The sequence below is a fragment of the Terrihalobacillus insolitus genome, assembly GCF_028416575.1.
GTDB classification, from domain to species: Bacteria; Bacillota; Bacilli; order Bacillales; family Amphibacillaceae; genus Terrihalobacillus; species Terrihalobacillus insolitus.
Map to the genome: position 1 here is coordinate 72,582 of NZ_JAMQKB010000005.1, position 25,201 is coordinate 97,782.

Below are 25,201 nucleotides of genomic sequence, written 5' to 3' on the forward strand. Positions count from 1 at the left end.
CCTCTTATCATTCTTGTACTAAAATATAAAAGTCTTCCACCACTGCAAATCGAACCATAATATCGTTTCTAGGTATATCATTTTTATCCATTAAAGTCATTAACAGAAGTGCTAGTATCCTTTCCCTCTCGTGTTCATCGATTTCTTTAGTTAAATATAAGTTAAGTGCATATTGTACGTTATTTTCACCAGGAATCTTTATTAATGTTACTTCGCCAGCTTTTGAATCTTCTTTGGCCAATGAGGACCACCAGTTGAGTGACCAGATTTCGGTTTCATCTGTTTTCACCTCTGCCTGAAAGTAATGCTGGGGAGTTAAAAACATAAAGTCGTCAAAATCACCTAGTAAGCCTGGGATAGCTGTTTGAGGTTTTGGGATACCTTTATTATCTCTTTCATCTAATATTGCTTGCTTTGCCCCTAAACAAACGATATCAAAGGCTGTTTGTTTTAAAAGGGCGTGTAAATCCTCATATCTAGTTACTGCCCATAGTATCAGATTGTGCATATCTTCTGATAAAATAACTTCCTCAAAATTATTTCCAGCTGCAGATTTTATGATTCCTGGAATTTCTTCTGTAATAAATCCTTCCGGCTGAGATAACCATTCATCTGGTAAGTTAGTATTTTCATCTGCTAGAAATTCCCGTACTATGTAATATCCATTAAAAAATTGGGATTTAGCACTTTGGAATAACTTGGATTCATATACTTCTTTATCCTCAACTTTAATAAAAACATTGAGTTTATTAGAATAATAATCATACATCACTTTAAAAAATCTATTGAACTCACCGCTATTTTGAAAATGAGAGCTTAGTTTTTTCTCGGTATAGGTAAAAAGATCTTCTTTATTTGCCGTTTCAATCATTCTACTCATCCTCCTTATTTAACGTTTCTTTAATTTCAAACGGTGGTGAGGGACTATCTTCTTCGAACTTCCAGACACCATCTTCTTTTACAATAGTAGTTATATAGAATTCTTCAGTAGTATTTTTAATTATTTTTCTATAAAAATACCCCTCTCTTTTATTTCGATTAAAGTTCACTTTAGACAATTGATAAGAATTAGGTGTTCCGTTCTGTTTATATAAAGACTGAACATTGGTAAAAACCAATATAGCTGAATCTTTTTCTTTAACCATTTTTTTTAACCTTGATGATGAAGCATGGCTTTTTAAAAATTCATAAAACCCGTTTGGAGTTAATTCTAAAGTTTGAAACATATATAACTGTTTTCCCGCGTATTTAGCAAATTCGTTCGCATTAGAATAAGAAGTTTTTACTTGTACGTCTTCTTCATTCTTTATCACTTCGACTTGATCTAAATCATTATCTTGAATAACCTCGTCTAATGGACGCTCTAATTGTTTGTATAACTCTTCATTTTTTTCTTTTAATTCTTTCTCTACTTTCTGATTCGTTTCATCGTTAGTTGAATTCATTTCTTTAGCCTTATCTACCAATTTATCACTATTGCATCCAACTAAAAGAATAATAGTTAATAACCATATGCTTATCCCTTTCTTATACATAACTTTTTCCACCTTTATGGAATATGGCTTCCCTTAACTTGTTTTTTTCTGCATTAGTTAAATAATTTGCGATCTCTGTACTCTCAATAGTTGAAATCTTATCCATTGTTTCTAACAATAAAACGGGTACTTCTGGTATCTTCAACTGATTCTTCCCTGGTATTACTGATAAACTAAGCATTTTTTCGATACAATACGAAAGTGTTTTTAAGAAGTCCTTATGAACAGTGGTAGATATGCCAATACCTTCTAATTTTCGGGTGCCGAAAAGATTAATACAAAGAATTATGGCATTGAAATTTAATAAAAGGCCCAGATTTTTGCTAAAAATTTTAGTTCCCTTGATAAACCATTTGCTCACAAGACATCTTAATTCTTCATTTAAATTAATCTTAAACTGTTCTTTTCGAGGCTCCACCGATACGTATTCTTTCAGATTATTATTTCTTAAGTAATTGTACAGATACACGGACTTTTCTCTCGTAAAGGGTACATGTAATTCTGACTCTCCATTGATATCTAAAAGTTCCCCTTCACTTATCAATGAAGCAATTACTAAGTTTTTCAAAGCACTCGATTTATCTGAGAAATTCATATTCACATTAAATGATCCTCCTTTGCACAAAAAGAGCCCAAATAGACACAGTTATAGACAGTGCTATTTGGGCTCTTACCCTTAATATTAATTTATAAGGTTTATTCTACTATGTTTTCCGCCTCTATTTCAAGTAATTCTTTTCCTTTCCTATGTCTTTCTTGGCTTGTTTTAACAAGATTTGCTGCACTTTCACTTTCTATTCCAAGTTTGTTACCTATTTGTTCAATGGTCATTCGTTCTTTTGTGTAAAGATAATAAGCATAAGCATGGCGAATTGAGTTTAAAGTTAGCTTTGTAGGAAAATCATAATCGTTTGAGATAACGTTTAAGTGCATGTAGATAGACATATTCTCTACAGGTACAATCGAGTCATCATGTTTCCTTGTAATGAAAAGGTAATTGGAACCATTTAATTGTGCTTCAAAATAATAAGATAAGAATTCTTCAGCTTCTATTCCCTCTAATCGTACAACATGTTTTTTAAGCATGATTTCAATTATATTGTTTTTATCAATAACGTTCTCTTTTGGTATTTGAAATTCAGAGCTACGTAAACCTTTTATTGCTAAAATAAATATCGTTTTACGTAAGGAATTATAGTCTGGATTATGAATTACCTGTGGAAGGATATCTAATAAATCCTCATACATTAATATGCTAGGCTTCTCTTCCCCTACTTTATATCTGGGGATTTTCACTGCTGGATCTATGGGAGCTTTACCTATTTTCCATAAGTAATCGAAAAATCCTTTTAGTATCGTCAAGTGTTTGTTAACAGTTTTAACTTCATTTCCAGATGCTAACTTCGCTTCTAAGAACCCTTTTATATCTTTAGGGGAAATTTCATAAATTTCCTTTTGTTTTCCGTAAACTGAATCGAGATAAACAAAAAACATATCAATGGTCTTCAAGTACCCAGCAACTGTACCTTGACTTTTCCCTTGGTCCTCTAAATGTTTCGTGTATCCAAAAGGCATAATGAAATCACCTCCCCTTTCTGCTACTTATAATTAATATACCACCTCTCAGTTAGCAACATCTACTTCACACCAAAGTTAGCAAATTTTTTTGTATTTTTGTCATTTTTAACTTGCTATTTTGCACTTGAAAGTTCAACCTTATCTTTCTTGGTGAACCGCGCTCATTTACTTATAGGATTTTAGAGTAATCCAATACCCTAAAATCCTTCACCTAAACGCTACTTGGTCACTAAGGGGTATTATATTCATTCCCCTCGTATTGTCTAGGAATTTCTCTTAAAATCTAAAAAAGCAAAACCCGAATTATGGGCTTTGCTTTTTGATCTATACACACAATTTTAATTTAAAAAGTTTAGCATGATGGCCGCTATTGTGACTACAACTGATAAACCAACGACAAAATTATCAAGTACTTTCTTTGTATTTTCCTTTAGTAAATACAACATGTCCATCACCTCGATTATTAGATAAAGTCAGTATATCATAATTTCAGAATATTGCAAATATTTATTTTCACTCTTGTTGGGTAGATGAATCACTTAGTAATAATTGAGATAAATGTTCGGAAGATAACTGATCAGGATTTTTCTGATAATCAATCATCTTTCTCTCTGCATCAGCTACTTTTTCTTTTTGTTGCTGCAGATTATCATTAAGAACCTCTATAGATTTCTTCTTCTCTTCTAATAATTGCTTATTCTGTTCAATTTCCTTATTTGCTTCTTCTTCCCTCTCATTATTGGCTATCTCCACGGCTTCTTTCATGACCTTGTCCACGTCTATCTCACCAGAAGATTCCGGACCTTTAAAAAGGTTTTTTAAACTCCATTTTTGAGTACCAGTATTTTTGGCCACTGTGTTCTTTAATGAATAATCTAACATCCGGTGATATTTTCGTTCCACTTTTTCATTTTGGTGCTTTAAAGTAGCCAGTTCAATATTTTTTTCTAATGAGTCGATTTCTCTTTGAGTATTAGATATTTTTACTTCTAAATTCGTCAAGCTCGATTTTTCATCTGCAAGCTTTGCCCTTAATGTTTGTATAAACATAATCCTTTTTAATTGATCCATCTCTTGAAGCATTTGATTATTATTAGTTGATGGAGTATTGGAGTTATTGCCTTGACCATTTCTTTTATTATTACCTGTCGATACTAAAGGTGCTAAACCACAAAAATAAGCTAAATCTGACGTGGATTTATTAGCTTTTTCCACTAGCAATAAAATCATATGTAATTTAAATACGCTAATATAATCTAATCGGTAATATTTCCCGAACTTATCTGGTCCTATGTACTCCAACAGCTCTGTTCTAAAATAATTCCTTAACGTACTGTCCTTTCTTCCTATAATATCCCCTGCTTCCACTGTGCTATAAGTGGTATCTGGGTGCATACTCAAAATGCTGTCAGTGTATAGGTCATTTTCCAGTTTATTTATTTTTATTTCTCGCCTTAAAGGATCGTCCTCAAACTTTTCTTCTAATAGATCTTTCATATCGATTTCCATTTTTTAATCACTCCCCGCTATTGCGGATATCTACAATAATTTATCTTCATATTACCTTTCAAACCCACATAAATCAAGGAATTTATGTGCGCTATCACTTCACAAACGATATATAGCTAATACGCTACGCGGACATAGTATAGCGTAACTCAAACGCAAGGGAGCGCAAGGATATATTTAATGACATTGCATTACGTTCAATTACATTCTATCGCTACACAAACGCTTTATAGCGCATTAGCTATAATTCGTTTACAGGGGTATAGCGCCTTGATGCGATGGCATTCGTTTCTTATTGCGCTTGTGATCGAAGTTGATTTTCTCATAGCGCTGTAGAATTGAATGAGATATTTAGAAGAGGCCTGGTTAAAGGTTAAAAAATAATTTGGAAACTATAGTTACTTCTTTAATTACTTGATATTACTTGGTAATCTCAATTTGCAATGCGATAATAGGGAACTAAAATGCTGCCAACTAAGGGTTATACGATATCTACATAATTAAAATGATAACCATAACATTATTCATCTAAAAATGACTATAATTTAGGGGGATTATAATCCATAATAAATAACCCCGCTCACTAACGGAGCGGGGCATTCCTTATAGTTGGAATTCTTAGAGATCATCAATAGGATTGTGAATTTCATCTTTACTATTCTTTTTATCTGTATCTTGACTTTTACTTGAGTTAGATGTACTAAGTAAAGAATCTAAGTCGTCAGATTCATTATCTATTCTTTTTTTTCGGGTGAAAGTCTGTAGGGAAGCGAAGACGTCATCTTCCTCTGTTTCTTTCTCTTGTAATTCCATTAACCTTTCATTTTCTTTCACCAATTCATTGACTCGAGTAGGGAGATTCAATCCAGCAAATACGGTATAGAAATGAACTCCTTTTGCTTTTTCATCAACGTAAGTGGCAATCGGTTTTTCACCAGCTAGCGGAGCTTTATCATCAACTATATTCTCAATTCTATCCGTAAAGCCTAATGTGAAAATACGTTCAGCAGTGTATTTATTAGCAATTACACTTGTAGCAGCACGTTGAGCATTCTTCAATTTATACCCGTCGGAGAGAATACCACTTTCAATGGACTCTTCTAAAGGTGGTAGATAACTAGACTCGTTTTCCAGATCGATTTTTCGTTCTTCAATAGAAAACTTAGATAAAGACAAGACACCAGGTGTTTTAATTAAGTTCTCAAATTCACTTGAGTCGAAATGAGAATCTCCATATGGCTTGAAGCTTGCTGTTACAACATTTAATTCATGTAACGTATCGGATATGAATTGGTTGCTAAACTCCAAATATTCCGAGAGGGAAGCATTAGGGTTCTGTTTAATGTATTTATCATATAGTTTTTGGTTATCCACTAAAATAATAGAACCTAGACCTTTCATAGCTTGTGAGATTTTCTGTAAACGTTCTAAGGCATTACTTATGACTGTTGCTCCTTCTTTATTCCTTGGTAATGTAAGAATTAACCCGAATTTTCTTTGATAACCGTTCTTGTGTAATAGTTTAATAGCTTCAATTACACTACCAGTACCAGTTCCGCCCCCTAATCCTGCAACAATCCATATGAAATCTCTGTCCATGAATTGCCTTTTTACTGCAGAAATAACATCATTTTGATGATCTAAGAAGGCATTTTCCCCAACTTCGATATCTCGTCCAGCACCTTTTCCAGAGCCTATAGGAAGCTTTTCGATGTTTGGATTCTTGATATTAATCTTTTCAAAGTCCATATTGTTAGTATTAATTAAAAGACCGTTGTATGGATAGTTACCGTTCTTTACGTTTGTCTTGATATTGGCACATTCAGCTGCAATAGAGCAGCCACCCATCCCTAAACCTAAGTAACCAAACTTCATTGAAAAACTAATATCAGATCGATCTAAAAGTTTCTGCTGAGTAAGAGTTGTTGACATTTAATCTTCTCCTTTACTACCTATTTTTTGGTTAATTTCATGTGTCTGCTTAATTCGTCAGCAAGCTTAGAGCGTTCAAACATTCTTGCTCGTCCTACTTCTTGAACATTTACCAGACCGGCACCTTCTAACTTCGCTGTCAAAATGTCTAATTTATGTCTTGAGGAAATAACTTCTTTCTCTGGTTCGCCCATCTTTTGTTGGTAATACTCGTTTACGTGTTCTGGGATTTTTTCTTTTAGTAATGGACCATCTTTTAAAACGATCAATATGTACATAGCATCTCCCAGGCGTTGACTTAAAGTATCCAGGATGTCTTCCTTAGTCAAATATGGCAACCCCCTTTGAATTTTAGTTGCTGAAGTAAGTGCGGGTAATAACCGTCATAATTGCTTAAATCATTGATGTTATTACACTCAATTACTGCGTAAGTTATTGCGTAAATATAGAATATCACTTAAAAATACATTTGGTCAACTTAAAAATATCTCAAAACAAATACCCGTTAAACCCTTTTATATCAAATGTTTTATATTGCGGCATTAATTGCGTCAATAAATGATGGGATAATTGCTACTGTGTTATTTGTTGTTTTTGTTATGTTTGATCCGTTTTATTTTCATGAAAGTAATTCTAAAAACCTTATACCAGTAAAACCTCTTCCTTCCACATTTATATTTTTTTTGATATTCCGGATATTATCTTTGGACTTTCTGGTCGTGTGGTCGTTTTTTATAAGGAAAGGGGAGCAGGGGGGAGGGATGACTGGTGAACACTAAGCAAATAGTAAAAATGGTGTGTCATAATCAGAATATATATCCATGTTAAAATCAATTAGCGTTTTGCATACCATTTGAGTAATTTATAGATTTACAATCTTTCAAATCAGTTCCTTTTTTTATTATATTGCCTTTGATTAACAATGGCTTTATTTCCTTGATTTTTTCGGCCCAAGCGTATGAACTATACTTCATACGCTGAGGTTAATACGGTTGCGTATGAACTTCAACCCATGATAGAAAGGCATATTTTTCTTTTATGTAACCTTGACTTTCCTGTGTCAAAAAGGTAATATTTTACCTAAATTTAGAGCCCGAATTATCACTTTTCCCAAACTCTCCATGTACTTTAAAAAATATCTGTATTTAACACATTCACTTTAAAACAAGGAGAAAATTGCAAAGTGTTGTTCATGTAACTTTATACATAATTTTGTATATAGATTTACTTGAGTCAGTATGGATATCTGTGGAAGAAAGTGATATAATTCCTGGTGCCATCTAAATAATAAATTAAATACTTTAGGGAACAACCCTCAATGGATAAAGGCTGTGGAACAGTTTTTATTTGTTGGGGGTTTTTTTGTTAAAGGGAGGAAGAGAAGTGCAGAAAGGAAGAGAAAAGAAGATATTAAGAGTTAAGACTGGGCCAAACGGGCAGGGATTATGGTTGGCAGAATTTGAATTGAACTTATTAAAATTGATTGCTACCCAAAGGATTTTAGAGTCTACTCAGATAACCAAATACCATAATTTATTCCAACCCGCCTCTCAGGAAACAGTTAAATCAAAATTATATAAATGGAAAGAAAAAGGGATAATTATGACCTATACCATTAAGAAAAAATTTGGTAATCCACCCAAGATTGTAAGAATAACAAATAAAGGAGTTTCCCTTCTCGTGGAAAATAATTACTTGCCTTCATATTGGGAAAATATCAATGTGAGTGGATTTACTGATGGCTACACATCTGAACACTCTACTAATCAAAGGGATCATAATGCCGGAATAAAAGAAATGGTGATAACAGCTTTAGCTAATCACACATTGTATTTTAGGAAATTAGATATAGAGGAACCATTAATAGACTCTTATTCCCCCCGTGCTTATGAATATAATGAGCTGAAAGGAAATATTGACAAAGATACTGAGAGGTTACTTCCTGATTGGGTCCTGAAAAAGGGGAATAGGTTGCTTTATATAGAATCTGATACTGCAAGTGAGGGACTCTCTCAAATCAAAGGAAAATTAGATAGGTACATGGAAATAGCAAGAAAGGAACCAGATAAGGAACATATTGTTATGATTGGAATATTAGATGATTCTATATCAACAGAAAAAATATACCCAAAGAATAGAAAAATACGTTCTTATAACATAAAAAATTTACTTATTGGTAAGGAGCGAATCTCCAACCTTTCCGTTTTCGCTACATCACTGGGAAGAACTTCTAAAGCTAACTTAAATATTCTTTTAGGAAATAAACCGTTCACCAATGATGGTATTGAACTGGAAGTAGATACAGCTATCGACGCTCTTGAACACTCTAACGAACATTTTGATTGCAAATTTGAAACTCTCGACAATTCAAGTGTATATACCTCAAAAGTTCCGAAAGAAATGTATGCGGATAGAGCGGTCGCCCTCACAAATAGAGCGGGTTCACTAACAAAAAACGTGCTGTTTTTGCTGATGGATGAAGGAAATGCAGCATCTGTTGATAGGCTTCATTTTCTGTCCCATTTGAATAAAGACGGGGGATACAAAAGGAAAATAGATAAAATCATTGCCTTCTACCCAAAAGAAGAAGAATTTGAAAATGACGCAGTAGCGGATAATTATGATTTTGTTCTGTGGGGTTCTACTGAGAATTGGTTAAATAACATAGAGACAGAACCAATATTTTATCAATCCCCGCCCGAAAAACCATTTACTAGGGAGGTGACAACTTTTGAAAGAAGTTTTAATTAAGAAGTCGCCGTTGATCCTGACTATAATATTATTGCTAGTTTCCTTTTGGTTATCCATTAGGGCGCTGGCCAATTATATATTTCTCATGGTAGGACAATTCACCGATTCGATTCCTGTTTTTTTGTTATTTGGGAATCCGCTTCACCCTTCATTATTGGGACTAGTAGTGACAACCGTTGTTTCAATATTTGCATGGTTAGTTTCAACCAAGGTAAAGACATTCCAAAAAATGGTGTGGAGAACATTTATTTTCTTTCAGATGTTCTTTGGTATTACCGCTTATTATACTTGGATGATAACTGCTCCTATTTACAATTCAGTAGTACCTTACCTGCAAGAAAGAGTAGCGGAAGTTGATGTAGTTAATGTTTGGCATAGTGTTTTAATTGGTAATACCGATAATTTGATGATTTTGTTAGTATTTCTTCCAGGTATTGTTATCACGTTATTGCTTATATGGCTGGGTGGGCAATACTCACTTCATAATGACACCTTAAAAGAAGTTTTCGAAGAATTTGAGTTTAAGTCACGATTTCTCCAAAGGTTTTTCAGAATGGGGGAAGATGAGAATTGGCCAGATGTGGAATTGGGGCCTGATTCAGAAACAAATGAATTAATTATACAGCCTGGTAAAGATAGAACGCTAAATAACGTAATTATTGGTAGTATCGGAACAGGTAAGACAGCTGCACTGGTATTACCTATACTTAATCAAGATTTGCATTGGATGACTCGTTTCATTAATGATTTTCCTAAGCAGTCACAAAGAGAGGATTATCATACTGAGGAAGTTAAAGGAATGTACCTAAATGGGATTTCGGTTATTGAACCTTCGAACGATTTATGTCAGAAAACATTTCAACTTGTTAAAGCACATAAAATTCCGGAAGAGTCGGTCTTTTATATTGACCCAACAAATCCAAATACACCAAACATTAATCCTATGCAAGGCCCTGTTGACCAAGTTGCAGAAGCATTCGCAATGGTTATCGAAGGACTTGCTGAAGGCGGAGATGGTGGTAACTTCTTCTTTCAACAATCGGAAAGGAACCATCTAAAGCATTATATATATTTATTAAAATTGCATGAACCAGATAAAGAAGTAACTTTTGATATGCTGCTTGATATGTACAACAATTCCCAACTGGTCAGACAAATGCACGTTAAATTAAAGGGTACTTTCCCAGATGATATTGAACAGATAGAAGATCGTGATGAACGAAATCATTGGAAGATTGTCCAACAAGTGGATGAATGGTTTGACCTAAACCTTTTACCTAAAACAAATAGACAAGGCCAACCAGAACAAATAACAACCGGTGATTATAGGGGAGAAATCGCTTATTATGACGCAAAAGCGGAGTATGTCCAAGGTTTAAGAAACATACTAAATGATATAGGGGCAAACAAACTCATTCGTCGTGTGTTGTTCGGTAAATCCAACTTCGATTTCGACAAGCATTTAGAGTATGGTGGGGTCCTCCTACTCAACACTGCTAAGGGAGAGTTGGCAGGCTTATCCAATATTTTAGGGAAATTGGTTCTGCTTAGTTTACAGAACGCCGTGTTTAGAAGAACACCAAACTCTTCTAACTTTCATCATATCCTGGTGGATGAATTTCCGGATTTCATTTATCGTCCATTTAAAGAATTCCCCGCTCAATCGCGGAAATATAAAACAATTGTTACGGTTGTTGCTCAGACAGTTTCACAGTTGGCTGATAAGTATGGTGAGACTTATATGCACACGTTACTGGGTACATTACGTCACAAAATGGTTTATGGTGATATTCCAGATTATGATGCTCAATTATTCTCGGCTATTTTTGGTGAAGAGGAACGATTTGAAGAAACACAAAGTGAACAAACCGTTTCCCCTTTGCAAGAATCTCCATCCTTAAGGGCTGGTAACTCATTTGCTAAAACCAAAGAGGCAATACTATCGCCAAGTGATATTATCTTTCAGAAACAGTTTCAAGCAGCTGTTAAAATTGTTAAAAACAATCGTCCTATGCCAGTCAGACAAATTGACGCAAACTTTGTACCTAAACCAGAGTTCAACAAAGCGGTTATGGCTGTTGTAGAAGAAAACGGTGCTTTATGGTTATCTGAAAGGGATCGAATGCTAACACATGAGCCAGTCCTAGTGGATACTCCAATCGAGGAAGAGGAATCGGAAGACCAAAGTAATGAAGAGGGAGAGCAAGGTGAAGAAGTTGAAATAGTTGCCGAGCTGGATACTCAACGAAAACGGCCAATTGATTATCCGACGAGCAATCGTTTGAGGAAAAGAAATTCTACAAAGAATCAAGAGGTTGTTGAGGGTATAAGTCCAAACTCTTTTTCTAAACCCGCTCCTATAGCTGTCTTTAATAAAGAGGACACAGTTACGGAAGAAATTAATAAAGATAAACTTGATACGGAGACTGTCCATCCACAAAAAGTGGAGACAACTGATATCCCTATTGATGAGGATTTCGACCCGCTTGGTAATGTATTTGGTGAACAGGATGACACTGAAGGAAGGGATGAGACAGAGGGTAATGCTGAACCTTCAGTTAGCGAGTTGTCAGAGGAACATAATCAACTTTTAAATGAAATTAAAAAGGAGACAGACAAGGTTAAATCTGATAATGAACCCACCTCTAACAATAATGATCTCAGCTCAATTATGGAGGATTATGAGTAAGGGAAAACCCTTGCTTGTAGAAATTAGGTTAAAAAAGAAAGTTGCCATTTAAATAAATATATTGTAGTATTTAATGTAATACGAGAGTAAGGAAACAAATAAATTCAATTCAATTAAATAATACTGGGACACCCCAAACTTGTGTTAGTGCCTAAAACGGCCATCTAACTATAGGTTTGGGGTGTTTTTGTTTTCTTACTCAAAAATATTGATTCAAAGCATTAACTTAAGGAGGGGCTCTCATGCCAGAGGAAGTTTTAGGACAATCTTGGAGTAGCCAAGAAGAATTAGAAACACTCGCTAGGATTAAGCGAAATAATGAAATCACCAAAGGGGTAGTAAGATCTGTAGCGTTTCGCAAAATGCCTATTCAAGAAAATGGAAGAGTAGTAACTAAAGAAGTCGAAGTAGCTATCTTTTTGCTGCCGGGTGGGATCAAGGCTTACTGCCCAGCTAGTGAATTTATGGACCACGACTTTAAATCGCTAACTGGATTTGTTGGTACTATTCAAGAGTTTATCGTTGAACAACTGGATCTAGAAAATAAGATGGCAATTGTAAGTGTTAAGAAAGCAGATGAAATTAAGAAAAACTTGTTTTGGGATGAACTCGATTATTTGAATCAGAAGGATGAATTATCTGAGCGACTATATACAGGGGTTATCTCCGGATTTAACCCACAAACCGAACGAATCTTTGTTAAAGTTAATGGCGTTGACTGCTTCATGCTTAAATACGATTGGGACCATGGACGAATTAGAGATATTTCTTCACAGATTGAACGTGGTACCACTGTAGAAGTAAAGGTTTTACGTATCGATAAAGAACGCAACATGGTACAGGTAAGTCGTAAAGCTGCAACAGAAGATCCATTTGAGCAATTGGAGCAATTAAAGGATATGGAAGCTATTGCCGGCAAGATTAGTGAAGTTAATCCTATTCACGGTATTTTTGTTCAGCTAGATGTAGGATTAGAGGTGAAAGGGATGAAACCTAGCTATATCGAGGAACCTGTTGTAGGAGATATTGTTAGTTGTAAAGTTCGAACGATTGATAAAGAGAAACGTCACTGTAAGGTTGTTATCATTGGATACCCTCGTGGTAAAAGAAAGCGGAAAGACGTAGGAGCTTTCCTGTTTGAATAATGAGCGTTGAATTAGCACAGAATGAGACGTTAGAATATCCATTTTATTATAATAAGCGGGGTGAGGTACCATTTTGGGACCACCCGCTTATAACAGGATATAAATTTTTACCAAAGGGTTATTATCCTTATGTGACGATAGAAGCCGTTTTATCTCTTTATCTTAAACGACGAATTGACGATACAGATATTATGATTATAAAAGTATTAGGGGATGCCATTTGCTGTAACGAAGATCAATTAAGAAGGTACTTATCATCTAAAATTTCACGTTCCGATGTATCTCAACGACTGGAGAGATTTCGCAAGGTAGGATTAGTGGAGAGATGGAAAGTAAGAATTAAATCAGAAGAAGATTCATATAAACCACCCGCTCCTTTTGTACTTGGTATAGCGGGATACAAATTATTAAAGCATTACTATAATAAAGATTTCTTCATGGACCCAAACAGATGGGACACACTAGGTGTAGGTGCTGTTCAACGCTATGTAGCGGTAAATGAATTACGCTGCAGGTTGATTGAGGCTAAAGCGGCGCGTAATTGGAAATGGAATGCGTTAGTTAGCGATAATCCACGAATTAAAAAGCCTATGGGGGTAGCTGAGATACAAACCCCACGAGGAAACCTAAATCTATTGATTGAAAGAGCACAGATGAGCCAGGACTTTGTAGGCTATTTAAAAGATAAATTAAATAGTTGGAAACATGTTTGTGATGAAGAAGGGAAAATCCCAGTAACCGACTTTGCAAATAACATGTCTCCTGTGGTTCTCTTTGCTTCTACTTTATCATTAGCGCAAAAACTTCAGTCAGATTTATTGTTGGACACCTTTCCTTTTACTATATGGGTGTGTGTGGAAGAAGATATGCTTGAGGAAGGACTGGACACCGCCTTTTATATGCCTCATAAAGATGGATTAAAAAGGGTGCGAATGGATTTTCTGATGAAGAAATAATGTTGGAGGTAAAAATGCAACAAATCAATATGGTACAGCGTCATGTAAAACTATTAGAAAGTCTACACCAACATGATCCAAATTCATATCAACATTCGCTTAGGGTTGCAACAATTTTGTGGAAGTTTGGTAAATTTCTAAACATCCCTAAAGAGAAGTTAGCAGGGCTTTATAAACTCGGCTTACTCCATGACATTGGGAAGTTGTTTACTGACAAAGAAGTGCTAACAAAAAAGGGTAAACTCACTGATTTAGAGTATAATCACATTAAAGACCATAGTCTAAACGGGTATAAGTTATTAAAAAAAGAAGGATACCCACAGCTGCTTTTACACGGAGTTTTATATCATCATGAAAATTACGATGGTAGTGGGTATCCTTCTCAAATAAGCGGGGATAATATCCCCTGGAATGCTCAAATGTTACGGATTGTGGATAGTTTTGATGCCATGACCAATATGCGCAGCTATAAAAAAGCGTTCCCTCTTGAATGGTCCATAAATCAGCTGAATAAACTAAGAGGGGTTTGGTATGAACCATCCCTGGTAACACATTTTATAACGATGGTTGAGAATACAGATAGTGGCCACCTTTCCGATAGTAAGAAGGTTGACGACTATAACAGGGAGTGATAAACTTCATGTATAAACATTCTTTCTTAAAGTTTTTTAAGAAAGACCTTTCTGAAGAATTCCCGGCTATCTCACCCATAGCTGGGAACCCAAATTTAATATGACGGGAAAACCCCGAAAAGATCATGAAACAATGTTTTCTTAACATTTTGTTCATTCGTGATTTTTTCGGGGTTTTTTTATGTATTACCAAACGGAGTGAAAAGTAATGAGCAAAATTTTATTAGCTATAGGAAATACCGATTACAGCAAGATTATACGCAATAACCTATCAGAGAAAAGTGATTTCACTGTGTTGGAGCAGGAAGTAATGCACCATCGTTACTTGCTTGAAATTGTTGATTTAGAAAAACCAGACATACTTATTGTTCATGATTACTATTTACCAACGGATATGATTTCCAAGGAAGACCGGGAAGAGGAATGGTTGACCTTTATTCAAACCCTGCGGGAAAGCTATGACGATTCTATTAGAGTAGTTTTCTTATGTGAAAGAAAAAAAGGAGAACCTTTTCTTAGTTATCTTGTAGATAGTAATGTTTTAGACATTTTTAACGATAACTCCATTGATATCGTGCAGATGATTGAGCAATTAAAGGATAAACCCAGGTTTTCACGAGTTTCTAAATTTAAAACTTCTACTAAAAGGGTGAACGCCCCCTCTGACAACGAATCTGAAGAAGAGGACGAGGAACCTGAAGAAGGAACAGAGCCACAGGACAAAGAAGAGGTTGCAGCCACTAAAGATAAACAACAACGAAAGGCTGAAAAAGCCCCAAAACCAGTCGTAAATAAAGTAGTAGAGAAGAAAGTAAATGTCGTTAATAAACAAGTTGTGAAAAAGGACTATAACATCCAGGTACTAAACCAAGTTGAAAAAGTGGTAGGTGTTCCGGTAGAAAAGAAACTGATCATGATTGGCGGTCCTTTCTCCCGTAGCGGAAGCACCTTTATCTCTCATCTTTTAGCAAGAGAATTAGCGAAAATTGGAGTGAGTGTCACTTACGTAGAAAGTCCTTATTCACCCGCTTATTCTTATGACCGCTTTATCGGCCATGAATTAAACCCAGACTACCGCAGCAAGTTTTATCAATTTACGAAAGAAATTGACCCAAAGAAGCCGAGCGTTTTTGATTGGACTCTTGAAGATATTAATATGGTGGTCAAACATCCAGAGAATGAACCTATTTATGATCTAAAGGAAATTCCCTTCGACGTCTTCATTAAAATTCTGCTTGCTTCACAGTCTACAGTCACCATAGTTGATGTAGGTACTGATTGGCACAGAGAAATTTACAAAGACATATTCGATATTGCAACAAATGCTTTCTTTGTTATTGAGCCGGACTTAAGTAACATTCAATTCCTTGAAGATCCGGATAACAAGCAAACGAATGTTTATCGTGAGTTAATTCAACAAGATAAGAGCTCTTTAATTGGGAACCGCTTTGATAAAAGCTTACTAAAAAATGAGATTATCCAAGACTTATATAAAGATAAGTTTTTAGGACTTGTTCCCGATTTCCCAAGTAATGAAGTGTTCGACTGTCAATATAAAGGCGGATTTATTAACGACCATAGTAAATATAAAGAAATGGCTAACAATGCTTTGCAACCTATAATCACCGAGTTATTACCAAAAGAATTTTTGAAAAAGTATTCTAAGCAAAACAGCTTTTTCAAAGGAATTTTCAATAAAAAAATCACCGTAAATAAAGCTTAATTCAGGAGGTACATATGAAACCAAATACGAAAATTATTTTGGGTATCTTGACAGGCATTATTCTACTGGCAGCTATTCCTATATATGACCAATTCATTAAAGACAAAATCGACAGTGTTGAAGTGGTTGTAGTGAAAGCTGGAACTCATATTAATGCGAAAGAACCCATTACGAGAGATAAATTAAAAATCGAAAGACGAAGAAAGCAAGACTTAGTAGGTGGTGTGGTATTTGCCGAAGATATGAAGACCATTATCGGTTATGATGCTGCAAACCTACTTGTTGGTAACGCAATGGTTTCCAAGAAGATGGTTGATTTCGATAACCTTATCCCTGATGAATCAGAAGGAGAGGCAATTCGACCGATAGTAAGTGATATGATTTTCGCCATGCCTGGTTCCCTAAGAAGAAAAGACCAGATTGATATTTATACCATTAGCAGCTCGTTTGTAGAAGAACAAGGAGCCAAACAAGAGGGCAAGGTTGTAACCAGTGAGGAAGTGGATGAAAAGGTTAAGAAGGAAGCACTGAAAGAACCGCTTCTTAAAGATGTAAGAGTTGTGTATGTAAAGGACGCTTCCAATAAAGAAGTGGTAAGTGCGAAAGGCGGTACCGTTAAAAAAGGAGAACGATTGAATGCTACCGCTAATATATCGGATCTAGAAGTTATTTTGAATGAAGAGAACTTTCAAAAGTTAATGCGAGCTGTCATTGACGAGGATAAGTTGCTCTATATTACCTACAACTGATAAGGAGGTACCTGCATGTATATTGGTGTGGTAAGTCACGACAGTAAATATAAGGAACTGTTCCAGAATGAAGAAGAAATTGAAACAGCCGTTGTCATGGACCAAGTGAAGGAAGATCATAACACAAGTTTAGAGCTAAGTGCTCTCCTTGTTGATGGAAAGTTTACTCCTCACCAAGAATTAGCCTATATACGAGACAAGTTTCCAAACATACCTATGTTTTATAAATTGCACGATATAAAGAGCCATATATCAACAAAGCATATTGAAAGAATATGCGCCGCTCACAGGGTAACTCCCATAAATGAACGTTACACCATAGAGCAAGTTGTAAGTGAAGTAATGAATGTAGTTTGCAATAAAGGAGAATACGCAAGTAAACGAATTGTTAGCTTTTTCGGTACTCATAGCGGTGTAGGAGTCAGTACAACAGTATTAAGCATAGCAAAGTCTATTTCTCAAAGAGTCCATGAAAAAGTATTGGTATTGAGCCTTAACGCCTGGGACCCAGCAGATTACTTCCTACAATACGAAGGAAAGTACCTTAATGATTTGAAAGTGGAACTCAAAACGAAAAGTCTTACCCCTGTTAAGTTAGGAGAAGCCGTTTCTCAGCATGGTGACTTTTATCATTTAGCTGGAAACAGAGACATAAAACTGCAAAGGTTTTATAAGAATGACGAAATCGCTCATTTGATTGACGTAGCAAAAGAAACATTCGATTTAATCTTAATCGATGGCGGCACACACTTTGATACGGCGAACGCTTCACAATCCTATGTATCTAGTAATCTTCGCTTTATTGTTACTAATCAAGAGGACAAGGGGTATAGAGGATATTTCCCTCATACCTTCCAACAGTTGATCGAACCAGCAGGGGGTACCAAGTCTGATTTTATGCTTGTTCTAAATAGGTTCCAACCTAACATGTCATTGATCAGTGAAAAGGATTTAGAGGAAGAACTAGAAATTAACCGTGTTGCAACATTACCAGATATGGATATCTTAGGAGCAGTTTCGATTCGCCAAAAAAGTCTACTATATGATGTGGCAGAAGGAAATTATAAAAAGAACATTGACACGATATCTAACTTAATTATTTCGGAGTCTCAGTTGTCTGAAAAACCAGTTGAATTACATCACCTGGAAAACAAAAAGGGCATTTTCAGTAGCCTATTTGGTAAGAAAAAGGAGGAGAAGGTGTGACTAAAACAGCAGAAGATGTAATGGACCAAGCTATTGAGGACATCGAGTCTAGTCTTGGTGTCAATGAAACACCTTATGACCCCGCTGATTGGTTAAGTAAAACAATTGAAGAAAAAGGACTCCAAGAAACTACTGTAACTACTTATGCAAGAAAGAAGTCCTTCAAACAAATCTGCCAAATTGTCCGAGATGATTTAGGAAAAATTCTTGAAAAAGAAGAAAAAACCGATACTGAACAAAAAGAAAAAGAAAATGAATGGCTAGAGTTACAACACGCTGCTATCATTGGTGATGAAAAGGCAATGGGATATTTTATCTCAAGGATAATGGAAGTGCTAAGGCAACATAATATCACTTCAATCGACTTTCCAAACTTCTACGATTCTCTAGCTGAGGCTATATTCCATGAAGTGTGGGGTACAAGTATCCTTTATAAATGGGAGAAATACCCCAAGAGTGAAGCAGCCGTTGTTCGAGGGACAGAACTTTGGATAGATATAGACGGTAAGTTTGTTAAGCAAGATGAGCAGTTTGAAGATATTGATACCGTGGAGCGACTTAAACGAACTTTTACTATGCGTACAAAAGATGCTGTTATTAACGAACAGGTACCAGAATTGGAAATCGAAAGAGAAGATGGCAGTCGTATTACCATGATCCAGAAGCCGAGGGCACGAGAAAACTACATTATGTTTCGGAGATTTATTGTTAAAGACATTAGCCTTTATGAGCAGGCGCGTCTTAAAACAATTAAAGAAGAGGATGTTGATATTTTCCGGGCCTTATCTAGAACAATGCCCAACACTATATTTGCTGGCCGGGTCCGCTCCGCTAAATCTACATTTATGAAGTCTATGCTTCGAGAAAGAAGTCCTGACTATGTATTAGCAGTTATGGAAAAACACTTTGAATTAGGCTTAACGGAACAACTCAACGACCGCTTGTGTTTTGAAGTGCAAGCAAAAGAGGGAGATCTACACCATGCTATGCCAAGGTTGCTCAGGATGGAGCATGACAGTATTGTGGTTGGTGAGATTCGTTCATTGGAAACGGAGGGATATTTACAAGCTTGTGAGAGAGGAGAAAGAGGGGCTTACTCCACCTATCATTTAACAGACATACAAAATGTTGTACCCCAGATTACTCGTCACATTCTGGATGAATTCCCTAACCGTAAGTTTGAAAATGAACTGGAGCGGGTTGCACGTAACATAGACATTATAGTCACTATGAGCGCCGACCGTGACAGAAGAAGAAAAAGAGTAATCGGAGTTACAGAGATTATCTGGGATGAAGAAAAGAAGAGGCACTTTACTAAGGACCTTATTCGCTACAGTAGTGTCACAGATGAATATTATTATTCATCCGATATATCCAAAAGGTTACTCTATCTAATGGCAGCGGAAGATATGGAAGAAACTAAAAGACTTGTAAAGCTATTAAGAGAACGTGAGAACGTATCACCAATGGCAAAGTACGAAGCCTTAGCAGATAACATCCTAAAAGAAATATTAGGAGATGATGCCAATGGATGAACTCATGCACTGGATTTGGGGTAACGGTGTATTTTATATCTTGTATCTATTGCTGATTATAGTGGCTCTAAACACCACTAAGCATATTATCAAAGCACCATTAAAAGAGAAGTTAAACCAATGGCAATATAAGTATCGGTTAAGAAAGATTAGAACCGAAAACAACAAAAGTCATGTTGAGTTTTCTAGTCCTTTCATGAAACACATTTATTTACTGGCTAAGACAACTAGTAAGGAAAACTCTGAACAAGATGTTATATCTTTTGTCGTAATAACAGTATTACTGTTCAGCTTTTCCTTTCTTATGATATTTCTCAAATTCAACGACGCCTTTTTCGGATTAGTAATAGGTTTACTGATTGGTTCTATTCCTTATATGTTGTTACAAATTCGCTTACGAAAATTACGTTTTCTAATGGGTGGAGAATTTCTGGCCATTGTACAATCTCTAACGCAAAATTACAATGCACATCATTATGATATGTACCATGCGCTTGTAGCAACACAAAAGGGTATTAAGGATAAAACATTAAGGAAGATTGTCTTAAAGCTTATATCTGACCTCCAGGTATCTAGGAATGAAGAAGAACTAAGACTTTCTGTTAAGTTATTTGTTTATACAGCTGGGAGTAGTTGGGCAAAAAGGCTAGGAAATATTATTATAAAGTCTTATCTCCATAACGAAAACGTATTAAAGACACTTTTAACATTAACTAGTCAAATTGAAGGCACAGAAGAAATGCTGGAACAGGAAAAGTCTAATACGCTTGATTCAGTATTTAACGGTTTCCTTACTATCCCAATTTTCATCATGTCAATTGGATTAGGATACTTTGTATCTGGCCCCCAAGACTGGGTGCAACTTCAATTTGGTAATCAGTGGACACTATCGTTGTTCGTGATCTGCTTGGTGGGAGTTATCTTCTCCGTTTTCATAGCAATGATGTTAAAACGTCCCAAAAATGATATTTAAGGAGGTGTGAGATGGAACAAGCTGTATTCTTTAAGGTTTTACCTTATCTTATATACTTTTTTGCAGTCATTATGGCACTTACATCCAGTCTTCTAATTTATACGGGTTTAGCCTCCCAAACAGAGCGAATGCAAACAAGGTTAAGAATAAAACAGTCTCTTCAAAAGAACAGAGAAAAACTTGCACAATCAGCCAGCCGCTCCGGAACTGAAGAATGGATGAAAAAAGCAAACTATCCTCTAGGATTAAACGCATTTAAGTATCAACTTATCTTTTATGCTTTCATCCTATTCTTACTCATTAATTATTTGGTTTTACCCGCCCTTTATGGGGGAGAAATCAAAACCTGGACATTAATCGGTATTATCATTGCATTTGTCCTATTATTACCAAGTAATCCATATTCTCTTTTTGTTTATGTGATGAAAAGGGTGATTGACTATAAAGAGGCTAAGAAAAACGCAGAAGTATTTATGCTTTATGACCTTCTTATAAACGAATTGGAAAGTATGACAAATTCTCGAATTAACACCTACAACATCTTGCGAAATATCAAACCTTTTTTTGACGTTATTAGTGGTTCTTTTGCAATATTGCTTACTAGCTGGAGTAGTGATGAAGGGCCAGAAGTGGCACTTGATAAGTTTGCAAAAGACATTGGAACCCAGGAAGCAAAGTCCTTAGTTAGTGTAATGAAAAATCTGGATGAAGTGAATATCGAAACTGCCCTTAAGTCGCTTAAAGGAATGAATGATATGTTTGTTCGTTCTCAAATAGAGAACTATCGGCGACGAAGGAAAGTAACAACCGATCTAGCTTCCATTCCTATAAAAACAACACACTTTCTAATAATTTTGGATTTTCTAGTTGTGATTATTGTAATGGTTAGTTATCTGATGGATAACAGCAATATGTAAAACCATTGTTTAGGGAGGGGAGTAAAATTGAATGAGACACTCAGCACCTTCATGAAGATAGCTATCACAGCAATTGTGATTGGGGCGCTTATCTTTGGCGCATTATATGGAAAGATGGGCGACATCTCGAATGATATTAGTAATTATATCGAAAGTAACTCTTAATTGAGGAGATCTATATGAATAAAACATTATCGACCTTTATGGGCATTGCCATTACAGCTATTATTCTCTCAGTCTTGTTAATAGGGGTAATCTATCAATCTCTTAGTGATAAGAACTACGACCATAAAAACCTTCTGGAAGATGAATATAATCTGCAAATAAAGTAGGAGGTATAAAAGATGAATGAGACACTCAGCACCTTCATGAAAATAGGGATTACAGCCTTATGTATAGGTTTGTTACTCTTCGGAGTGGCCTACTCCATGCTTGATAAAGAAGCTGGAGAATATGAACAAAAGATTGAAGCGGAAAGAGTTAACCTTCCGTAAATATTCTTTACCCACACATTGGTATTAATAGAGTTAATCTCTATTTATATATAGCTTTATAAACTTTAAAAGGGGGAACCTTGATGAATCAAACACTTAGCACCTTTCTTAAAATAGGGGTCACTGCTCTATGTATTGGTTTGTTACTCTTCGGTGTAGCTTACAAGATGACAGATAAAGAAGCAGGAGAGTATGAAGAAAAAATTGACTCTGTAACAACTGACTTACCAACTTCAGCAACTACTACTCCGTAATCGGGTGGTGGAAGAACTACACTATAAATTATTAACAAAACATTAGGAGGAATTATCATGAATCAAACACTCAGCACATTTCTCAAGATAGGGGTCACCGCTCTATGTATAGGACTTTTGCTATTCGGAGTAGCTTACAAAATGACAGATAAAGAAGCTGGCGAATACGAGCAGCAGATTGATTCGGTAACAACTGATCTACCAGCTTCTGCTACAACTACCCCTTAACTTTGTAAACGTAGTAAAGAAAGGGGATTTATTCCTCTTTCTTTACTAAATAAAAGGAGTGACCGCTATGTCTTCAACATTAGGTAAATGGATGACCATCATTATAGCTGCAAATATTATGTTTGCTCCTATTTTGTCTTACATAGACAGTCTTCACCGTGAAGCGGTGGAAGTGGTATTACATGAGGGAGCAAAAAAAGCAGCAATTGAAGGTCGTTTCACCACTGCAATTATTAATGATATGAAACAGCAATTAGCCGATAACTATAATTTTGATCAAGATACTATTACTATTACAGCTACACAAACGCTTACCACAAGAAATAACTACATAGAGGCAAGTATTGAAGTGCCACGAGGATTTATATTTGTATTTGATATTTTCAATCAAGGGCCAAACACTTTCACCAAGAAAACCAAAGTATTAAGTGAGTATCTAAATTAGCAAGGGCGTGTTTTAAATGTCAGAATCATTACGTGCAATGTTTTTAATATTACTTTTTGCTGGTATTATGTCTATGCAATATAACATGGACGCTGATAAGACCGCTACCAGACAAGTTAAAAACGCTCTGGAACTAGCTGTACATGATGCTGCGCTTGCCCTTGATGAGTCACAATTATCTCAAGGGAAGATTGTGTTTGATCAAGTGCAGGCGATGGAAAATCTAAAGAAGAGTTTGGAGGATAATTTGGAGCTTTCATCAGGTATGGGTTATGTTTATACCCCTACTGCTGACTCTTTCTATCAGGATGACTTTTACCTGGAACACATTGAATTTGTGGATGATAGCAATAGAACTTTTCCTTCGGTCTATTATAATCCCGACTATGCCATTATTGATACCTTAAACGGGCCAAGTGTTATAGCAGTTCTATCTACCACTAGCCCCCGATATTTTGCGGGCGACGGTATTACAATCCGTCGTACTGTAGTCTATGAGTATTTTGAATGATTGTTCTCTCTTAAATTCATACATCCACTTCCAATAAAATGCTAGAAATAAATAGTATTAATGGTATAATAATTATTAATACTTACTCTATTTCATTTATGTAGCAACCTATTCTAGGTTAGCGGGTCGAAAGTAAGCAAACGACAGCGTTCTTTGGAACGTGGATTTTAGCGCACTATTTGTGTGTCTATTAATCTACTTTCTAAAGAGCGCTTTTTTATTTCCCGAAATTTAGAGTAGGAGACAAAACCGAAGAGAGGGGATCATTTAATGAGGAGAGGACTACAAGATCGCGTCATTTGTTCGGAGCAAGGAAAGATAATTCTTAATAAATTCAAGGGGGACGTAGTAATGAAAATGAAAATTGCTTTTCTGATAATAAGTCTACTGTTAGTCGTTTCTGGATGTGGAACCAAGGATAACGTGAATAGTGCTCAAAGCAAAAATGAATCTCAAGAAGATTGCGATTGCGAACAAGTTGAGACAAGTGAGGAAAAGGAAGTTAAAGCAAGCACAGCTAAAGAAAAAACTGATGAAAAGGCTACCGAAGAAAAAAAAGCTTCAAAGACAGAAGACAAGGATATCCAAGAAAGTGGTTGCCAAGATGATAGTACAGCTTGTAATGAGGAAAAAGCTGTAGTTAAAAAAGAAGAGGTTACTCAAGAGGAACAAAAAGAAACGGAACCTAAAGTAACAAACACCACTGAACAATCGAGCGATGAAAGTGAAACTTCTACTAATACTACTTCTAGCAAGGAAAATACCTCTACTCAAACTAATACGGAAACAAGCTCGCCAACAAAAGAAAAAACCGAGCCTGAACCGGAACCGAAGCCAGAAGAGGAAACTCAGTCTAAACCTGATCCTAAGCCGGAAGAAGAGGAAACTCAACCAGAAGAAACTACCCCTGAGCCAGAGGAAGAAGAGCCTGCTCCCGAGCCAGAGCCAGAACCGCAAGAGCCTAAGTTAAGTTCAACAGCTCAAGCTGTTCAAAATGCTCTGCCTAGTGGCTATCAAGCAGCTGATGGTTCTTCATCTGTATTAATCCAACGCAATGGAACGACTATTGCAAGTGTTACTCATAGTAGTTTGTACCTTAACTCTTCATCTAACGCCGATATTCAAGCAGGAGTAAGAGGGGCTGGTGCATTAGGTGGTAATACAACTAATATAGGAGAAGCCATAAATCAAGTAATTAACAACAGCTCGGGATTCGCTGAAATAGGTAATGTACAAGCGATGAAAAAGGGTTCTGAAATAGTTGTAACCTGGACTCTATAGACATTTAGGATTTCAATAATGTTCCTTTGTTGATTACTTCCATCTATATGATGGAAGTAATCACAGGGGAAGTACTTTAAGTGATAATGAGCAAGCTTTTTTGACGAGGGAATCAATCGAATAGACTTGGCTCTTTCGCCAAAGGAGCTTTCCTGACA

26 protein-coding genes are annotated in these 25,201 nt (G+C 35.9%); 19 read left to right on the forward strand and 7 right to left on the reverse strand.

What is annotated here, in order from left to right:
- Nucleotides 1–7: 7 nt before the first annotated feature.
- The 7 genes from NC797_RS07175 to NC797_RS07205 all read right to left on the reverse strand — a co-directional run bounded on the left by NC797_RS07175 (nucleotide 8) and on the right by NC797_RS07205 (nucleotide 6,883).
- On the reverse strand, nucleotides 8–871 hold the full coding sequence (locus tag NC797_RS07175) for a hypothetical protein (RefSeq protein ID WP_272436093.1): 864 nt from the start codon (nucleotides 869–871) through the stop codon (nucleotides 8–10).
- Between the two features lies 1 nt (nucleotide 872).
- Nucleotides 873–1,535 carry a hypothetical protein gene (locus NC797_RS07180; protein WP_272436094.1) on the reverse strand — a complete coding sequence of 221 codons (663 nt, stop codon included), beginning with the start codon at nucleotides 1,533–1,535 and terminating at the stop codon, nucleotides 873–875.
- The gene (locus NC797_RS07185; RefSeq protein WP_272436095.1) at nucleotides 1,528–2,136 is read right to left on the reverse strand and encodes a hypothetical protein; all 609 of its coding nucleotides are present in this window, start codon (nucleotides 2,134–2,136) and stop codon (nucleotides 1,528–1,530) included. The genes NC797_RS07180 and NC797_RS07185 overlap by 8 nt, the downstream gene beginning before the upstream one ends.
- A 95-nt stretch (nucleotides 2,137–2,231) precedes the next feature.
- A complete protein-coding gene (locus NC797_RS07190) occupies nucleotides 2,232–3,110 on the reverse strand; it encodes a tyrosine-type recombinase/integrase (RefSeq protein ID WP_272436096.1) in 879 nt (292 codons plus the stop codon).
- A 516-nt stretch (nucleotides 3,111–3,626) separates the two neighbouring features.
- On the reverse strand, nucleotides 3,627–4,622 hold the full coding sequence (locus NC797_RS07195) for a coiled-coil domain-containing protein (RefSeq protein ID WP_272436097.1): 996 nt from the start codon (nucleotides 4,620–4,622) through the stop codon (nucleotides 3,627–3,629).
- Between the two features lie 618 nt (nucleotides 4,623–5,240).
- Nucleotides 5,241–6,554, reverse strand: coding sequence for an FtsZ/tubulin family protein (locus NC797_RS07200; RefSeq protein ID WP_272436098.1), 1,314 nt, complete (start codon nucleotides 6,552–6,554; stop codon nucleotides 5,241–5,243).
- A 20-nt stretch (nucleotides 6,555–6,574) separates the two neighbouring features.
- On the reverse strand, nucleotides 6,575–6,883 hold the full coding sequence (locus tag NC797_RS07205; RefSeq protein ID WP_272436099.1) for a hypothetical protein: 309 nt from the start codon (nucleotides 6,881–6,883) through the stop codon (nucleotides 6,575–6,577).
- Nucleotides 6,884–7,937: 1,054 nt separating this feature from the next.
- On the opposite strand from NC797_RS07205, the gene NC797_RS07210 reads away from it, so the two are divergent.
- From NC797_RS07210 to NC797_RS07300, 19 genes are all read left to right on the forward strand, one after another.
- Nucleotides 7,938–9,305, forward strand: coding sequence for a replication-relaxation family protein (locus NC797_RS07210; protein ID WP_272436100.1), 1,368 nt, complete (start codon nucleotides 7,938–7,940; stop codon nucleotides 9,303–9,305).
- Complete coding sequence (locus NC797_RS07215; RefSeq protein WP_272436101.1) at nucleotides 9,286–11,994, forward strand: type IV secretory system conjugative DNA transfer family protein; 2,709 nt, start codon at nucleotides 9,286–9,288, stop codon at nucleotides 11,992–11,994. Before NC797_RS07210 ends, NC797_RS07215 begins: the two co-directional genes overlap by 20 nt.
- A 242-nt stretch (nucleotides 11,995–12,236) precedes the next feature.
- Nucleotides 12,237–13,139, forward strand: coding sequence for a S1 RNA-binding domain-containing protein (locus NC797_RS07220; RefSeq protein WP_272436102.1), 903 nt, complete (start codon nucleotides 12,237–12,239; stop codon nucleotides 13,137–13,139).
- Nucleotides 13,139–14,095, forward strand: a complete 957-nt coding sequence (locus tag NC797_RS07225; protein ID WP_272436103.1) for a replication-relaxation family protein — start codon at nucleotides 13,139–13,141, stop codon at nucleotides 14,093–14,095. Before NC797_RS07220 ends, NC797_RS07225 begins: the two co-directional genes overlap by 1 nt.
- A 14-nt stretch (nucleotides 14,096–14,109) precedes the next feature.
- Nucleotides 14,110–14,727, forward strand: coding sequence for an HD-GYP domain-containing protein (locus tag NC797_RS07230; RefSeq protein ID WP_272436104.1), 618 nt, complete (start codon nucleotides 14,110–14,112; stop codon nucleotides 14,725–14,727).
- A gap of 208 nt (nucleotides 14,728–14,935) precedes the next feature.
- Nucleotides 14,936–16,450 (forward strand): hypothetical protein, encoded by a 1,515-nt coding sequence (locus tag NC797_RS07235; RefSeq protein ID WP_272436105.1) that lies wholly within the window; start codon nucleotides 14,936–14,938, stop codon nucleotides 16,448–16,450.
- A gap of 14 nt (nucleotides 16,451–16,464) precedes the next feature.
- Complete coding sequence (locus NC797_RS07240) at nucleotides 16,465–17,199, forward strand: hypothetical protein (protein WP_272436106.1); 735 nt, start codon at nucleotides 16,465–16,467, stop codon at nucleotides 17,197–17,199.
- Between the two features lie 15 nt (nucleotides 17,200–17,214).
- Nucleotides 17,215–18,405: a P-loop NTPase family protein gene (locus NC797_RS07245; RefSeq protein ID WP_272436107.1), complete on the forward strand. Its 1,191-nt coding sequence runs from the start codon at nucleotides 17,215–17,217 to the stop codon at nucleotides 18,403–18,405.
- Entirely contained in the window at nucleotides 18,402–19,940 is a 1,539-nt protein-coding gene (locus NC797_RS07250; RefSeq protein WP_272436108.1) for an ATPase, T2SS/T4P/T4SS family, read from the forward strand. The genes NC797_RS07245 and NC797_RS07250 overlap by 4 nt, the downstream gene beginning before the upstream one ends.
- Nucleotides 19,933–20,913, forward strand: a complete 981-nt coding sequence (locus NC797_RS07255; RefSeq protein ID WP_272436109.1) for a hypothetical protein — start codon at nucleotides 19,933–19,935, stop codon at nucleotides 20,911–20,913. Before NC797_RS07250 ends, NC797_RS07255 begins: the two co-directional genes overlap by 8 nt.
- Before the next feature lie 11 nt (nucleotides 20,914–20,924).
- On the forward strand, nucleotides 20,925–21,830 hold the full coding sequence (locus tag NC797_RS07260) for a hypothetical protein (protein ID WP_272436110.1): 906 nt from the start codon (nucleotides 20,925–20,927) through the stop codon (nucleotides 21,828–21,830).
- Between the two features lie 27 nt (nucleotides 21,831–21,857).
- A complete protein-coding gene (locus NC797_RS07265; protein ID WP_272436111.1) occupies nucleotides 21,858–21,995 on the forward strand; it encodes a hypothetical protein in 138 nt (45 codons plus the stop codon).
- Nucleotides 21,996–22,009: 14 nt separating this feature from the next.
- Complete coding sequence (locus tag NC797_RS07270) at nucleotides 22,010–22,162, forward strand: hypothetical protein (RefSeq protein WP_272436112.1); 153 nt, start codon at nucleotides 22,010–22,012, stop codon at nucleotides 22,160–22,162.
- Nucleotides 22,163–22,174: 12 nt separating this feature from the next.
- The gene (locus tag NC797_RS07275; RefSeq protein ID WP_272436113.1) at nucleotides 22,175–22,324 is read left to right on the forward strand and encodes a hypothetical protein; all 150 of its coding nucleotides are present in this window, start codon (nucleotides 22,175–22,177) and stop codon (nucleotides 22,322–22,324) included.
- An 83-nt stretch (nucleotides 22,325–22,407) separates the two neighbouring features.
- On the forward strand, nucleotides 22,408–22,578 hold the full coding sequence (locus tag NC797_RS07280) for a hypothetical protein (protein ID WP_272436114.1): 171 nt from the start codon (nucleotides 22,408–22,410) through the stop codon (nucleotides 22,576–22,578).
- A gap of 57 nt (nucleotides 22,579–22,635) precedes the next feature.
- Nucleotides 22,636–22,806: a hypothetical protein gene (locus tag NC797_RS07285; protein WP_272436115.1), complete on the forward strand. Its 171-nt coding sequence runs from the start codon at nucleotides 22,636–22,638 to the stop codon at nucleotides 22,804–22,806.
- Nucleotides 22,807–22,873: 67 nt separating this feature from the next.
- Nucleotides 22,874–23,251 carry a hypothetical protein gene (locus NC797_RS07290; protein ID WP_272436116.1) on the forward strand — a complete coding sequence of 126 codons (378 nt, stop codon included), beginning with the start codon at nucleotides 22,874–22,876 and terminating at the stop codon, nucleotides 23,249–23,251.
- 16 nt (nucleotides 23,252–23,267) lie between these two features.
- Nucleotides 23,268–23,762, forward strand: a complete 495-nt coding sequence (locus NC797_RS07295) for a peptidase M23 (RefSeq protein ID WP_272436117.1) — start codon at nucleotides 23,268–23,270, stop codon at nucleotides 23,760–23,762.
- Between the two features lie 351 nt (nucleotides 23,763–24,113).
- Entirely contained in the window at nucleotides 24,114–25,043 is a 930-nt protein-coding gene (locus NC797_RS07300; protein ID WP_272436118.1) for a hypothetical protein, read from the forward strand.
- Nucleotides 25,044–25,201: the final 158 nt, after the last annotated feature.

What these genes read in the sequence shown, in the direction of transcription:
- NC797_RS07195 (WP_272436097.1), bottom strand. Translation starts at nt 4,622, where the DNA reads ATGGAAATCGATATGAAAGATCTATTAGAAGAAAAGTTTGAGGACGAT.
- NC797_RS07190 (WP_272436096.1), bottom strand. Translation starts at nt 3,110, where the DNA reads ATGCCTTTTGGATACACGAAACATTTAGAGGACCAAGGGAAAAGTCAA.
- NC797_RS07220 (WP_272436102.1), top strand. Translation starts at nt 12,237, where the DNA reads ATGCCAGAGGAAGTTTTAGGACAATCTTGGAGTAGCCAAGAAGAATTA.
- NC797_RS07180 (WP_272436094.1), bottom strand. Translation starts at nt 1,535, where the DNA reads ATGTATAAGAAAGGGATAAGCATATGGTTATTAACTATTATTCTTTTA.
- NC797_RS07275 (WP_272436113.1), top strand. Translation starts at nt 22,175, where the DNA reads ATGAATGAGACACTCAGCACCTTCATGAAAATAGGGATTACAGCCTTA.
- NC797_RS07285 (WP_272436115.1), top strand. Translation starts at nt 22,636, where the DNA reads ATGAATCAAACACTCAGCACATTTCTCAAGATAGGGGTCACCGCTCTA.
- NC797_RS07300 (WP_272436118.1), top strand. Translation starts at nt 24,114, where the DNA reads ATGAAAATGAAAATTGCTTTTCTGATAATAAGTCTACTGTTAGTCGTT.
- NC797_RS07280 (WP_272436114.1), top strand. Translation starts at nt 22,408, where the DNA reads ATGAATCAAACACTTAGCACCTTTCTTAAAATAGGGGTCACTGCTCTA.
- NC797_RS07225 (WP_272436103.1), top strand. Translation starts at nt 13,139, where the DNA reads ATGAGCGTTGAATTAGCACAGAATGAGACGTTAGAATATCCATTTTAT.
- NC797_RS07270 (WP_272436112.1), top strand. Translation starts at nt 22,010, where the DNA reads ATGAATAAAACATTATCGACCTTTATGGGCATTGCCATTACAGCTATT.
- NC797_RS07235 (WP_272436105.1), top strand. Translation starts at nt 14,936, where the DNA reads ATGAGCAAAATTTTATTAGCTATAGGAAATACCGATTACAGCAAGATT.
- NC797_RS07240 (WP_272436106.1), top strand. Translation starts at nt 16,465, where the DNA reads ATGAAACCAAATACGAAAATTATTTTGGGTATCTTGACAGGCATTATT.
- NC797_RS07290 (WP_272436116.1), top strand. Translation starts at nt 22,874, where the DNA reads ATGTCTTCAACATTAGGTAAATGGATGACCATCATTATAGCTGCAAAT.
- NC797_RS07295 (WP_272436117.1), top strand. Translation starts at nt 23,268, where the DNA reads ATGTCAGAATCATTACGTGCAATGTTTTTAATATTACTTTTTGCTGGT.
- NC797_RS07230 (WP_272436104.1), top strand. Translation starts at nt 14,110, where the DNA reads ATGCAACAAATCAATATGGTACAGCGTCATGTAAAACTATTAGAAAGT.
- NC797_RS07245 (WP_272436107.1), top strand. Translation starts at nt 17,215, where the DNA reads ATGTATATTGGTGTGGTAAGTCACGACAGTAAATATAAGGAACTGTTC.
- NC797_RS07255 (WP_272436109.1), top strand. Translation starts at nt 19,933, where the DNA reads ATGGATGAACTCATGCACTGGATTTGGGGTAACGGTGTATTTTATATC.
- NC797_RS07200 (WP_272436098.1), bottom strand. Translation starts at nt 6,554, where the DNA reads ATGTCAACAACTCTTACTCAGCAGAAACTTTTAGATCGATCTGATATT.
- NC797_RS07175 (WP_272436093.1), bottom strand. Translation starts at nt 871, where the DNA reads ATGATTGAAACGGCAAATAAAGAAGATCTTTTTACCTATACCGAGAAA.
- NC797_RS07260 (WP_272436110.1), top strand. Translation starts at nt 20,925, where the DNA reads ATGGAACAAGCTGTATTCTTTAAGGTTTTACCTTATCTTATATACTTT.